The sequence below is a fragment of the Streptococcus sp. Marseille-Q6504 genome (genome assembly GCF_965111625.1).
In genome coordinates this window covers 41,870-55,243 of record NZ_CBCOON010000005.1, presented here as the reverse complement: position 1 = coordinate 55,243, position 13,374 = coordinate 41,870, and the positions used below count along the sequence as shown (strand labels likewise).

The 13,374-nt window shown below is 40.0% G+C and carries 12 protein-coding genes; 8 read left to right on the top strand and 4 right to left on the bottom strand.

Features of this window, described 5'->3' with window-relative positions; genetic code table 11:
* Nucleotides 1–106: 106 nt before the first annotated feature.
* Complete coding sequence (gdhA, locus tag ACWPUA_RS06235) at nt 107–1,453, bottom strand: NADP-specific glutamate dehydrogenase (RefSeq protein ID WP_036754601.1); 1,347 nt, start codon at nt 1,451–1,453, stop codon at nt 107–109.
* Between the two features lie 228 nt (nt 1,454–1,681).
* On the opposite strand from gdhA, the gene ACWPUA_RS06230 reads away from it, so the two are divergent.
* The 6 genes from ACWPUA_RS06230 (at nt 1,682) to ACWPUA_RS06205 (ending at nt 6,767) form a co-directional block, all read left to right on the top strand.
* Nucleotides 1,682–2,617 (top strand): dihydroorotate oxidase, encoded by a 936-nt coding sequence (locus tag ACWPUA_RS06230; protein WP_454379856.1) that lies wholly within the window; start codon nt 1,682–1,684, stop codon nt 2,615–2,617.
* A gap of 32 nt (nt 2,618–2,649) precedes the next feature.
* Complete coding sequence (gene holA / locus ACWPUA_RS06225) at nt 2,650–3,687, top strand: DNA polymerase III subunit delta (protein ID WP_454379854.1); 1,038 nt, start codon at nt 2,650–2,652, stop codon at nt 3,685–3,687.
* A gap of 69 nt (nt 3,688–3,756) precedes the next feature.
* Complete coding sequence (gene sodA / locus ACWPUA_RS06220; protein WP_454379852.1) at nt 3,757–4,362, top strand: superoxide dismutase SodA; 606 nt, start codon at nt 3,757–3,759, stop codon at nt 4,360–4,362.
* A 155-nt stretch (nt 4,363–4,517) separates the two neighbouring features.
* Nucleotides 4,518–5,426 carry a LysR family transcriptional regulator gene (locus ACWPUA_RS06215; RefSeq protein WP_036754615.1) on the top strand — a complete coding sequence of 303 codons (909 nt, stop codon included), beginning with the start codon at nt 4,518–4,520 and terminating at the stop codon, nt 5,424–5,426.
* Nucleotides 5,423–5,884, top strand: coding sequence for a signal peptidase II (gene lspA, locus ACWPUA_RS06210; protein ID WP_036754618.1), 462 nt, complete (start codon nt 5,423–5,425; stop codon nt 5,882–5,884). The genes ACWPUA_RS06215 and lspA overlap by 4 nt, the downstream gene beginning before the upstream one ends.
* Nucleotides 5,874–6,767 (top strand): RluA family pseudouridine synthase, encoded by an 894-nt coding sequence (locus ACWPUA_RS06205; protein ID WP_454379848.1) that lies wholly within the window; start codon nt 5,874–5,876, stop codon nt 6,765–6,767. The genes lspA and ACWPUA_RS06205 overlap by 11 nt, the downstream gene beginning before the upstream one ends.
* Nucleotides 6,768–6,790: 23 nt before the next feature.
* Here the strand turns inward: ACWPUA_RS06205 and ffh are convergent, their stop codons facing one another.
* The 3 genes from ffh to ACWPUA_RS06190 are packed head-to-tail and all read right to left on the bottom strand — an operon-like array spanning nt 6,791 to nt 8,924.
* Nucleotides 6,791–8,356, bottom strand: coding sequence for a signal recognition particle protein (gene ffh, locus ACWPUA_RS06200; protein ID WP_454379846.1), 1,566 nt, complete (start codon nt 8,354–8,356; stop codon nt 6,791–6,793).
* A gap of 17 nt (nt 8,357–8,373) precedes the next feature.
* Nucleotides 8,374–8,589, bottom strand: a complete 216-nt coding sequence (locus tag ACWPUA_RS06195) for a 2-oxoglutarate:acceptor oxidoreductase (RefSeq protein WP_320693550.1) — start codon at nt 8,587–8,589, stop codon at nt 8,374–8,376.
* A gap of 2 nt (nt 8,590–8,591) precedes the next feature.
* A complete protein-coding gene (locus ACWPUA_RS06190) occupies nt 8,592–8,924 on the bottom strand; it encodes a putative DNA-binding protein (protein WP_125374075.1) in 333 nt (110 codons plus the stop codon).
* Nucleotides 8,925–9,077: 153 nt separating this feature from the next.
* Between ACWPUA_RS06190 and rnc the strand changes: the two genes are divergently transcribed.
* Nucleotides 9,078–9,776, top strand: coding sequence for a ribonuclease III (rnc, locus tag ACWPUA_RS06185; protein ID WP_454379843.1), 699 nt, complete (start codon nt 9,078–9,080; stop codon nt 9,774–9,776).
* Entirely contained in the window at nt 9,767–13,306 is a 3,540-nt protein-coding gene (gene smc / locus ACWPUA_RS06180) for a chromosome segregation protein SMC (RefSeq protein ID WP_454379841.1), read from the top strand. The genes rnc and smc overlap by 10 nt, the downstream gene beginning before the upstream one ends.
* Nucleotides 13,307–13,374 lie beyond the last annotated feature (68 nt).

Sequence of the window (13,374 nt, the reverse complement as noted above, 5' to 3'; positions counted from 1 at the left end):
CAAAAGAATAAGAGGTCCATAGGGCCTCTTATTTTTATTATGTAAAGCTCTTAAATGCGTAACTAAAAACCCCAGTCGGAGTGATTGGGGTTTTTAGTTATTCATTTTAAACGATCCCTTGGGCAATCATAGCATTTGCTACGTTTTCAAAGGCTGCAATATTTGCACCTGCAAGGTAGTCAGTACCAAGACCGTATGTTTCTGCAGTTGTTTTTGCAGTGTTGAAGATGTTTGTCATGATGTCTTTCAAGCGACCGTCAACTTCTTCACGTGTCCATGAAAGGCGAAGGCTGTTTTGGCTCATTTCAAGCGCTGATACAGCTACACCACCAGCATTAGCAGCTTTAGCAGGTCCGTAAAGGATTCCATTTTCTTTGTAGACTTTGATAGCTTCAAGGTCGCTAGGCATGTTAGCACCTTCAGACACACAGATAACACCTTGAGCAACTAAGCGTTTCGCAGCTTCACCATTGATCTCGTTTTGAGTCGCACATGGAAGAGCAATATCGTAGTTACCAGTGTAAGTCCATACAGAACCTTCATAATAAGTAGCAGTAGGTTTTTCTGCAGCGTACTCAGTTAAACGAGCACGACGGTTGTTTTTAACATCTGACAAAAGGTCGAAGTCGATACCATTTTCATCAATGACATAACCATTTGAGTCAGATACAGAAATAACTGTAGCACCAAGTTCAGTTGCTTTTTGAAGGGCAAACTGAGCAACGTTACCAGAACCAGAAATAACCACTTTCTTACCTGCAAAACTGTTTCCGTTAGCTTTAAGCATTTCTTCAGTGTAGTAAACCAAACCGTAACCAGTCGCTTCTGGACGAATCAAGCTACCACCAAATCCAAGAGGTTTACCAGTCAAGACACCAGCATCAAATTGGTTAAGGCGTTTGTATTGTCCGTAAAGGTAACCAATTTCACGTCCACCGACACCGATATCACCAGCAGGTACGTCAAGAGATGGTCCGATGTATTTTTGCAATTCAGTCATGAAGCTTTGGCAGAAGCGCATCACTTCAGCATCAGTTTTGCCTTTAGGATCGAAGTCGGATCCACCTTTACCTCCACCGATTGGAAGTCCAGTCAAAACGTTTTTAAAGATTTGTTCGAAACCGAGGAATTTCAAGATTCCTTGATTTACAGTTGGGTGGAAACGAAGTCCGCCTTTATATGGTCCAACAGCAGAGTTAAATTGAACACGGTAACCACGGTTAACTTGAACTTTTCCATCACGGTCAACCCAAGGAACACGGAAAGAAATTACGCGCTCAGGTTCAGTGATACGTGCCAAGATGTTTTCTTCAATATACTCAGGGTGTTTTTCAAAGACAGGTTCCAAAGTACTGAAGAATTCTTCAACCGCCTGGAGAAATTCAGCCTCATGCCCGTTACGAGCTTTTACAGTTTCAAACACGCTTTGGATATATTCTTTAGCAGATGTCATATCGTTCTCCTTTTTTTGTTGTCATATTTTATTACATGAGACATTATAGCAGAAAAAATTTTCAGTGTAAAGAAAAAAACATAAATTTTCTAAAAATTCTTTCAATTTGAATAAGCTAGTTTTATTAGTTGAGTTAGAAACCTTTTTATAGGGTTAGTTTTATTAAAAGGCTCCTGCCAAAGTATGGTATAATAATAGAGATATAAAGGAATCTGGAGGAATAGAATCATGGTATCAACTAAAACGCAGATTGCTGGTTTTGAGTTTGATAATTGCTTGATGAATGCAGCAGGTGTTGCTTGTATGACAATTGAGGAGTTGGAAGGTGTCAAAAATTCAGCAGCAGGAGCCTTTGTCACTAAGACTGCAACCTTGGAATTTCGTCAGGGAAATCCTGAACCACGCTATCAAGATGTTCCACTTGGTTCTATTAACTCTATGGGGCTGCCAAATAATGGTTTAGACTATTACTTGAACTACCTTTTGGAATTGCAAGAAAAGGAACCAAATCGTACCTTCTTTCTCTCTTTAGTTGGAATGTCTCCAGAGGAAACTCATACCATCTTAAAAAAGGTGCAAGAAAGTGATTTCCGTGGTTTAACTGAACTCAATCTCTCATGCCCAAATGTTCCAGGTAAGCCTCAGATTGCCTATGATTTTGAAACAACAGACCGTATCTTGTCAGAAGTCTTTGCCTACTTTACAAAACCTCTTGGAATTAAGCTTCCACCTTATTTTGATATTGTACATTTTGATCAAGCGGCAGCTATTTTTAACAAATACCCACTCAAATTCGTCAACTGTGTCAACTCTATTGGAAATGGACTTTATATAGAAGATGAGTCTGTCGTGATTCGTCCTAAGAATGGCTTTGGTGGAATTGGTGGTGAATACATTAAACCAACTGCCCTCGCCAATGTCCATGCTTTTTATCAACGCTTAAATCCAGAAATTCAAATCATTGGAACTGGTGGAGTATTAACAGGGCGTGATGCTTTTGAACATATCCTATGTGGTGCTAGCATGGTGCAGGTAGGAACTACTCTTCATAAAGAAGGTGTGGGTGCTTTTGAGCGTATTACAAAGGAACTCAAAGAAATTATGTCGGAAAAAGGATACCAAAGCCTAGAGGATTTCCGTGGAAAATTGAATTATATGGATTAAACGGAAGCTAAATTAAAAAGAAAGGAGAATAAATGCTAGCCATAGAAGAAAGTCGAAAGCTATCCTTAGCGAACCTTCCTAGTTTGACCCTGTTTACAGGGGCTGATCAAGGACAGTATGACGTCATGAAAGCACAAGTTCTAAAGCAAATCGGATATGATCCTGCAGATTTGAATTTTGCTTATTTTGACATGAAAGAAGTAGACTACAAAAGCTTGGAGCTAGAGTTGGTCAGTCTTCCTTTCTTTGCGGATGAAAAAATTGTTATTTTAGATCATTTTCTCGATATTACAACTGCTAAAAAACGCTATCTAACTGATGATGAGCTAAAGGCCTTTGAAGACTATCTGGAAAATCCAGTACCCTCAAGTAAATTAGTAATCTTTGCTGAAGGCAAGTTAGATAGCAAGAGACGTTTGGTCAAATTACTTAAGCGTGATGCGACAGTATTTGAGGCTCTTGAACCTAAAGAGCAAGAGTTGCGAGCCTATTTTCAAAAGTGGGCTCAGGAACAGGGACTTACTTTTGATGGAAATTCCTTTGAACAGTTGCTTATCAAATCTAGTTTTCAATTCAGTGAAATTCAGAAAAACTTGCTCTTCTTACAGTCTTATAAGGATAGTGGTCTGATAACAGAAGAAGATATTGTTGAAGCCATTCCAAAGACTTTGCAGGATAATATTTTTGATTTGACCCAATTAATATTAACTAAGAAAATTGATCAGGCACGAGATTTAGTTAAAGATTTGACCTTACAGGGTGAAGATGAGATTAAACTGATTGCCATAATGCTTGGGCAGTTCAGACTCTACACACAGGTTAAAATTTTGCAAGAGTCTGGTCAGACAGAGGCTCAGATGGTCAGCAGTTTAGGTCACTATCTTGGTCGCAATCCTAATCCTTACCAAATCAAATTTGCCCTTCGTGACGCACGAGCTTTGTCCTTGAATTTCTTACAGGATTCTATTCGACATCTCATCCAGGCTGATTATCAAATTAAGACTGGTGTTTACGAAAAAGGCTACCTATTTGAGAAGGCTTTATTGCAGATTGCGAGCCAGTCAAACTGAGCAAATAACTTGAAAAAAAAGGTTGTTTGCGTTATCATTTTTATATAAAAAGAAAAAGAGGTATTACAGATGGCTATTATCTTACCAGATCTTCCATACGCTTACGATGCATTGGAACCATACATCGATGCTGAAACTATGCACTTGCACCATGACAAACATCACCAAACATATGTCAACAACGCAAACGCAGCTCTTGAAAAACACCCTGAAATCGGTGAAGACCTTGAAGCTTTGCTTGCAGATGTTGAATCTATCCCTGCAGATATTCGTCAAGCTCTTATCAATAATGGTGGTGGCCACTTGAACCATGCTCTTTTCTGGGAATTGATGACTCCTGAAAAAACAGCTCCTTCAGCAGAACTTGCAGCAGCAATTGATGCAACATTTGGTTCATTCGAAGAATTCCAAGCAGCATTTACTGCAGCAGCAACTACTCGTTTCGGTTCTGGATGGGCATGGTTGGTTGTTAACAAAGAAGGTAAACTTGAAGTGACTTCAACAGCAAACCAAGATACACCAATCTCAGAAGGTAAAAAACCAATCTTAGGTTTGGACGTTTGGGAACATGCCTACTACGTGAAATATCGCAACGTTCGTCCTAACTACATCAAAGCTTTCTTCTCAGTGATCAACTGGAACAAAGTAGACGAGCTTTACGCAGCAGCTAAATAATCGCATTTGATAACACCCCTTTTTAGTTGGATTTTGGGTCTAGCTTTAAAGGTGTTTTTTTGTTTCCTTTTTAGAAGTAACTGTCTCATGATTTTCCTTTGTTGGATAGGCTTTATTTATGGTATAATGATAAGATAGAAAATGAAGGAGAAATCATGAATATTCAACAATTACGCTACGTTGTTGCTATTGCAAATAGTGGTACTTTTCGTGAAGCTGCTGAGAAAATGTACGTTAGCCAACCCAGTCTATCTATTTCTGTAAGAGATCTTGAGAAAGAGCTAGGATTCAAGATTTTCCGCAGAACTAGTTCGGGTACCTTTCTTACTCGCCGTGGAATGGAATTTTATGAAAAGGCCCAAGAGTTGGTCAAAGGATTTGATATTTTCCAGAACCAGTATGCCAATCCTGAAGAGGAAAAGGATGAGTTTTCAATAGCCAGCCAGCACTATGATTTCTTGCCACCGACTATCACAACTTTTTCTCAACGGTACCCAGACTATAAAAATTTCCGTATTTTTGAATCTACAACTGTTCAGATTTTGGATGAAGTAGCCCAAGGTCATAGTGAGATTGGGATTATTTACCTCAACAATCAAAACCAAAAGGGTATCATGCAACGGGTTGAAAAGTTAGGCCTTGAAGTGATTGAGTTGATTCCTTTCCAGACGCATATCTATCTGCGTGAAGGACATCCTTTAGCCAAGAAAAAAGAGTTGGTTATGGAGGATTTAGTTGATTTGCCAACAGTTCGTTTCACACAAGAGAAGGATGAATATCTCTATTACTCAGAAAACTTTGTGGATACAAGTGCTAGCTCTCAAATGTTTAATGTAACTGACCGTGCTACTTTAAATGGAATTCTTGAAAGAACAAATGCTTATGCGACTGGTTCGGGATTCTTAGATAGCGATAGCGTTAACGGGATCACCGTTATTCCATTAAATGATAATCTCAATAATCGTATGGTTTATGTCAAACGTGAAGAAGTAGAATTGAGCCAAGCAGGAACTTTATTTGTAGAGGTCATGCAAGAGTATTTTAGTCAGAAGAGGAAGGCATGAAAAAAAGAGGAATAGTAGCAGGAATTATAGCAGCCTTAATCGTGTTAGATCAATTGGTAAAAGCTTATGTCGTTCAGAATATTGCTCTAGGTGAAGTTAAATCATGGATCCCAAATCTAGTTAGTTTAACCTATCTGCAAAATAGGGGGGCAGCCTTTTCTATGCTTCAAGATCAACAGTGGTTTTTTGCGGTGATTACTCTAGTAGTTATGGCAGGGGCTATCTTGTATTTGCACAAGCATATAGAAGATTCCGTCTGGACAGTCTTTGGATTGATTCTGATTATTGCAGGTGGTCTGGGAAACTTCATTGATCGCATTAGCCAAGGATTTGTCGTGGATATGTTTCACTTAGACTTTGTCAATTTTGCCATATTCAATGTGGCTGATAGTTATCTGACAGTAGGGGTCGTTGTGTTATTGCTTGCAATGCTAAAAGAGGAAATGAATGGAAATTAAAATTGAAAGAGGCGGGATACGCCTAGATAAGGCTTTGTCAGATTTGACAGAATTGTCTCGTAGTCTCGCCAATGAACAAATCAAGTCTGGTCAAGTCTTGGTCAACGGCCAGGTCAAGAAAGCCAAATATACAGTCCAAGAAGGAGATATGATCACTTATCAAATTCCCGAACCAGAGGTTTTGGAGTATGTAGCAGAGGATATTCCTTTAGAAATTATTTATCAAGATGAGGATGTAGCAGTAGTCAATAAACCTCAAGGCATGGTTGTTCATCCAAGTGCTGGTCATACCAGTGGTACCTTGGTGAATGCCCTTATGTATCATATTAAGGACTTATCAGGAATTAATGGTGTGCTGCGCCCAGGGATTGTCCATCGTATCGATAAGGACACATCTGGGCTTCTCATGGTTGCTAAAAATGATGAAGCGCATTTAGCACTTGCTCAAGAATTGAAAGACAAGAAATCTCTTCGAAAATATTGGGCTATTGTTCATGGTAATCTTCCAAATTCCCGAGGCGTTATTGAGGCACCGATTGGTCGAAGTGAAAAAGACCGTAAGAAACAAGCTGTCACTGCTAAAGGAAAACCAGCAGTGACACGTTTCCAAGTCTTAGAACGCTTTGGTGACTATTCTTTATTAGAGTTGCAACTGGAAACAGGACGGACCCATCAAATCCGTGTACACATGGCTTATATCGGTCATCCTGTAGCTGGTGATGAGGTTTATGGACCTCGTAAAACCCTAAAGGGACATGGACAATTTCTCCATGCCAAGACTCTTGGATTTACCCATCCAAGAACGGGTGAAACGCTGGAATTTACTGCTGATATTCCAGAAATATTCAAGCAAACCTTGGAGAAACTAAGAAATGAACAATAAAAAAGGACACAATTGAGTCCTTTTTATTTGCGTTTTTTCTTAGCTTTTTTCATTTTGTTAGCCATGCGTTTCATGGATTGCTTCATAGCAAATTCACCGATTTTACCTTTGAGACCTCCACCGAGCATCTGGCTCATATCAGGCATTCCGGCTCCTCCAAGAGCAGACATATCCGGCATACCACCTTGTCCCATCATACCTTCAAGGGCTGACATATCCATGCCACCAGGCATGTTTTTAGGAAGGTTGTTAGGGTTGATGCCCATTTGCTTCATCATCTTGTTCATGTCACCAGACATGACACCTTGCATGAGTTGTTTGGCTTGGTTAAAGTCTTTGATGAACTTGTTGACATCGATAAAGGTATTACCAGAACCAGCTGCGATACGACGACGACGGCTTGGAGTCAACAAATCTGGATTTTCACGTTCTTCAGGAGTCATAGATGAGACGATGGCACGTTTGCGAGCGATTTGTTTTTCATCTACCTTCATATTTTGAAGGGCAGGATTGTTAGCCATACCAGGAATCATCTTGAGCAAATCTTCCATTGGCCCCATATTTTGTACCTGATCCAACTGATCGATGAAATCGTTGAAATCAAAGGTGTTTTCCCGCATCTTTTCAGCCATTTCAAGGGCTTTTTGCTCATCGTATTCTTGGGAAGCTTTCTCAATCAGAGTCAGCATATCTCCCATACCGAGAATACGGCTGGCCATACGGTCAGGGTGGAAGGTTTCAATGTCGGTAATCTTTTCACCAGTACCGGTAAACTTGATTGGTTTTCCTGTGATATGACGAACAGAAAGGGCCGCACCACCACGAGTATCCCCGTCAATCTTGGTAAGGATGACACCGGTAACTTCTAATTGAGCGTTAAATTCTCTCGCAACGTTAGCAGCTTCTTGACCAATCATGGCATCGATGACGAGAAGGATTTCATTTGGTTGAGCAAGAGCTTTAACATCACGGAGCTCGTTCATGAGAAGTTCGTCGATTTGTAAACGACCGGCTGTATCAATCAAGACATAGTCGTTATGGTTGGCTTTAGCTTGCTCCAAACCTTGGCGGACAATCTCCACTGCAGGAACTTCAGTTCCAAGAGCAAAGACAGGAACATCAATTTGTTGTCCTAGTGTTTTAAGCTGGTCAATAGCAGCAGGACGATAGATGTCGGCCGCGATCATTAAAGGACGAGCATCCTCTTCTTTTTTGAGTTTGTTAGCGAGCTTTCCTGCGAAAGTTGTTTTACCAGCACCTTGCAAACCGACCATCATGATAATGGTTGGGATTTTGGGAGACTTGATAATCTCAGCTGTGTCTGAACCAAGAACTGATGTCAATTCTTCATTGACAATCTTGATGATTTGTTGAGCTGGATTGAGGGTATCAATGACTTCGTGCCCAATCGCACGTTCACGAACCTTCTTGATAAAATCCTTAACCACTGGTAAAGCAACGTCGGCTTCTAAAAGAGCCAGACGAATTTCCTTGGTTGCTTCTTGGATATCACTCTCTGTGATTTTTCCTTTTTTACGTAGATTTTTAAAGACGTTCTGCAAACGTTCTGTTAAATTTTCAAATGCCATATTTTTCTCCTATTTATTCAATTCAGTGGAAATCGTCCGAAATGTTGCAAACACTCTAGTTCTTCGGGTGTGACTTCTTTCATGATTTCATTTGGATATCCCCAACAGCTAAAACCTATTTCCATAGCTTTGGAGATATCATTGGGCGAGATAATCTGTAGTCGAGTAGGGAATGGTTCCTCTGCGGCTAATAGTTCGCAAGGTATCCCTTGATAAATAACTAGACTGCCCATGATTATTCCCGATTATCAATACTTGTTAAAATCTCAACTTGCTCTTGTAGAAAAGCATCTTCTGGATAACGCTCTAAAATCTGATCAAAAATCTGACTGCGAACAATGTAGTCAGAATACATGTGAAGCTTCATTTCATAATCTTCCAGTATCTTTTCTGTACGTTTGATATTGTCATACACAGCCTGGCGACTAACGCCGAACTCTTCAGCGATTTCAGCCAAACTATAGTCGTCTGCATAGTAGAGCTCGATATAGTTCATCTGCTTATCAGTCAAAAGGGCTGCATAAAATTCAAACAGAGCATTCATTCGATTGGTTTTTTCAATTTCCATAAGATTTATTATACCAAAAAATAGGCTAGACTGCTAGTAATGGATTGATTTTAAACACAAGTCAGAAAAAGGACTTTTAACGGTTATTTTCTGACTAAGAAACCTTTTTTTGGTATAATGGAGTGTATTATAATGTTTTAGAAAGAGGTTCTTATGAGAGAATTAGAATCAGTGTTAGAGCAACGTTTTGGGCTTGTTTTTTCAGATAAACAATTACTTGAAACTGCTTTTACTCACACTAGTTACGCCAATGAGCACCGCCTCTTAAAAATTTCACACAATGAACGCTTGGAATTTTTAGGAGACGCTGTTCTGCAATTATTAATTTCAGAATATCTGTACCAAAAATATCCTAAAAAACCAGAAGGTGACCTGTCTAAACTCCGTGCAATGATTGTACGTGAAGAGAGTTTGGCTGGTTTTGCCCGTGACTGCCAGTTTGACCAGTTTATCAAGCTAGGAAAGGGAGAGGAAAAATCTGGAGGCCGTAATCGAGATACCATCTTGGGAGATGCTTTCGAAGCCTTTTTGGGTGCCCTACTTTTAGATAAGGATCTACTTACGGTAAAAGAGTTTATCTACCAGGTCATGATACCGAAGGTTGAGGCTGGTGATTTTGAGATGATTAAAGACTACAAGACTCACCTCCAAGAATTACTCCAAGTCAATGGTGATGTTGATATTCGTTATCAGGTCATTTCAGAGATCGGACCTGCCCACGATAAGATGTTTGAGGTTGAAGTCCTTGTCGAGGGTCAAAGTTTAGGTAAGGGTCAAGGACGATCTAAAAAATTGGCCGAACAAGAAGCCGCTAAAAATGCAGTTGAGGAAGGACTGGATTCATGTATTTAAAAGAAATTGAGATTCAGGGGTTTAAGTCCTTTGCTGATAAGACCAAGGTTGTTTTTGACCAAGGAGTAACAGCAGTTGTAGGACCTAATGGTTCTGGAAAATCTAACATCACAGAAAGTTTACGCTGGGCTCTTGGGGAATCAAGTGTCAAAAGTCTTCGTGGTGGGAAGATGCCTGATGTTATCTTTGCAGGAACAGAAAGTAGAAAGCCATTAAACTATGCTTCTGTAGTCGTTACTCTAGATAATCAGGACGGTTTCATCAAGGATGCAGGACAGGAAATCAAGGTGGAGCGTCACATCTATCGTACGGGAGATAGTGAATACAAGATTGATGGGAAAAAAGTTCGTCTTCGTGATATTCATGATCTTTTCTTAGATACTGGACTTGGACGCGATTCCTTCTCCATCATTTCCCAAGGGAAGGTCGAAGAAATCTTTAACTCTAAGCCTGAGGAACGCCGTGCTATCTTTGAAGAAGCGGCGGGAGTTTTAAAATATAAAACTCGTCGCAAAGAGACGGAAAGTAAACTGCAACAAACTCAAGACAATTTAGACCGCTTGGAAGATATCATTTATGAGTTAGACAATCAAATCAAGCCCTTAGAAAAGCAAGCGGCAACAGCTCGTAAATTTATGGACTTGGACGGTAAGCGTAAAGCCATCTACTTAGATGTTTTAGTAGCACAAATTCAAGCCAATAAGGCTGAATTGGATCTAACAGAAGAAGAATTAAACCAAGTCCAAGAACTGTTGACTAGTTATTATCAAAAACGCGAGTCACTAGAACTTGAAAATCAATCTCTTAAGAAGCAGAGACAAGATTTACAAGCAGAGATGGCTAAAGATCAAACTAGTTTGATGGATTTGACTGCTCTAATCAGTGATTTAGAACGGAAATTGGCCTTGTCTAAACTGGAGACAGAGCAGGTTGCTCTCAATCAACAAGAGGCCCAAGCTCGTTTAGCTAGTTTGGATGAAAAGAGAAATGCTCTTATTCAAGAGAAGGAAGAAAAAGAAGCAAATCTCAGTCAGTTAGAAGAAAATCTAGCTCTCAATACCAAGGAGCTCAATCGTTTAGAAGCTGAGTTAGAAGCATTTTCTGATGATCCTGATCAGATGATTGAGCAACTGCGTGAGCGCTTTGTTGCTTTCTTGCAGGAAGAAGCAGATGTCTCTAACCAGTTGACACGGATTGAGAATGACCTTGAAAATAGTCGCCAACAGACTCAAAAACAAGAAGAACAATTGGAGTCCTTGAAAGAACAATTAGCTTCTGCCAAATCTAAGGCAAGTGAACAAGAAACTGCTCTTAAATCAGCAAAAGAAAAAGTACAGACCTTGCTTGCTGACTATCAGACGCATGCTAAACAGGAAGAAGAACAAAAGCAGGCTTATCAAAGTCAGCAAAATCAACTCTTTGATCGTTTGGATAGCCTGAAAAACAAGCAGGCCAAGGCGCAAAGTCTGGAAAACATTCTTAAAAACCATAGTAATTTCTATGCGGGTGTTAAGAGTGTTCTACAAGAAAAAAATCGCCTGGGCGGTATTGTCGGAGCGGTCAGTGAACATTTAACTTTTGATGTTCGTTATCAAACAGCTCTTGAAATTGCCCTCGGGGCAAGTAGCCAACATATCATCGTTGAAGATGAAGAGGCTGCGACTAAGGCTATCGATTTCCTTAAGCGAAACCGAGCTGGTCGTGCGACCTTTCTGCCTTTAACAACTATTAAGGCTCGTAGCATTTCTAGTCAGAACCAAGATGTGATTGCCTCAAGTCCAGGTTTTCTTGGAATGGCAGATGAATTGGTTACCTTTGATGCCAAGCATGAAGCTATTTTTAAAAACTTGCTAGCTACAACAGCAATCTTTGATACGGTAGAGCATGCGCGTGATGCAGCTCGTAAGGTACGTTATCAAGTTCGGATGGTGACCCTCGATGGTACAGAATTGCGAACAGGTGGTTCTTATGCTGGTGGTGCCAATCGTCAAAATAACAGTATTTTCATCAAGCCTGAATTAGAACAGTTGCAAAAAGAGATTGCTAAAGAAGAAAAACTTCTTCGTCAAGAGGAAGAAAATCTGAAATCTGTTCAAGAAGGCTTGACAGCCCTCAGTCAAACTTTGGAGACTATTAAGTCTCAAGGAGAGCAAGCTCGAATAGAGGAGCAGGGCTTATATCTGGCTTATCAACAAACTTGCCAACAAGTCGAAGAACTCGAAACACTTTTGAAACTTCAGGAGCAAGAATTAAACAATCTCAGAGGTGGAGATTGGCAAGCTGAAAAAGAAAAATGCCAAGAACGTCTCTCGATCATCGCAACTGAAAAGCAAAAGCTGGAGTCTGAGATTGAAGAAATTAAGTCCAATAAAAATGCGATTCAGGAACGCTACCAAAACTTGCAGGAAAAACTTTCTCGAGAGCGGCTTCGCAAGACAGAAATGTTAGGGCAAAAGCGTTATGAAGTTGCAGATATTGAACGGATTAACAAAGAGCTTGAATACCTTGATATGGAGCAAGATGAAATCGAACGCCTTCTCCAAGAAAAGGTAGACAATCTTGAAAAGGTTGATACGGAACTTTTGACCAAGCAGGAAACAGAAGCTAAGAGTCAGAAGGAAGAAATTCAACAAGGACTCATTCGTAAGCAGTTTGAACTGGATGATATTGAAGGTCAATTGGATGATATTGCCAGTCATTTGGATCAAGCTCGTCAGCAAAATGAAGAATGGATTCGTAAGCAAACACGTGCAGAAGCAACAAAAGAGAAGATTACGGACCGCCTTCGCTATCTTCAAGGCCAACTGACTGAGGAATACCAGATTAGCTATACAGAAGCTTTAGAACAAGCCAATCCCTTAGAAGATTTGGCTGTCGCTGAACAAGAGGTCAAGGATTTAGAAAAATCTATCCGTTCACTTGGTCCAGTCAATTTGGATGCTATTGAACAGTTTGATGAAGTGCATGAACGTTTGGAGTTCTTAAATACTCAACGAGATGATATTCTTTCTGCTAAAAACTTACTTCTTGAAACCATTACAGAGATGAATGACGAAGTGAAGGAACGATTTAAATCAACCTTTGAAGCTATTCGTGAATCCTTCAAAGTAACCTTCAAGCAGATGTTTGGTGGTGGTCAAGCGGACCTAATCCTGACCGAGGGAGATTTATTGACAGCGGGTGTTGAAATCTCTGTTCAACCGCCAGGAAAGAAAATCCAATCTCTCAACCTCATGAGTGGTGGAGAGAAGGCTTTGTCAGCTCTTGCTTTGCTCTTCTCAATCATTCGTGTCAAGACCATTCCATTTGTTATTTTGGATGAAGTAGAGGCTGCACTCGATGAAGCTAACGTTAAACGCTTTGGGGATTATCTTAACCGATTTGACAAGGATAGCCAGTTTATCGTTGTTACCCACCGTAAGGGAACTATGGCAGCAGCAGACTCTATTTATGGGGTAACCATGCAAGAATCTGGTGTTTCTAAGATTGTCTCTGTTAAACTAAAAGATTTAGAAAATATGGATGCTTAGTTTGTTTTCAATATAACATTTCAAGCTAAAGTATTTTGAATAACCTTCAAGAAGTCGGAAAGGTTACA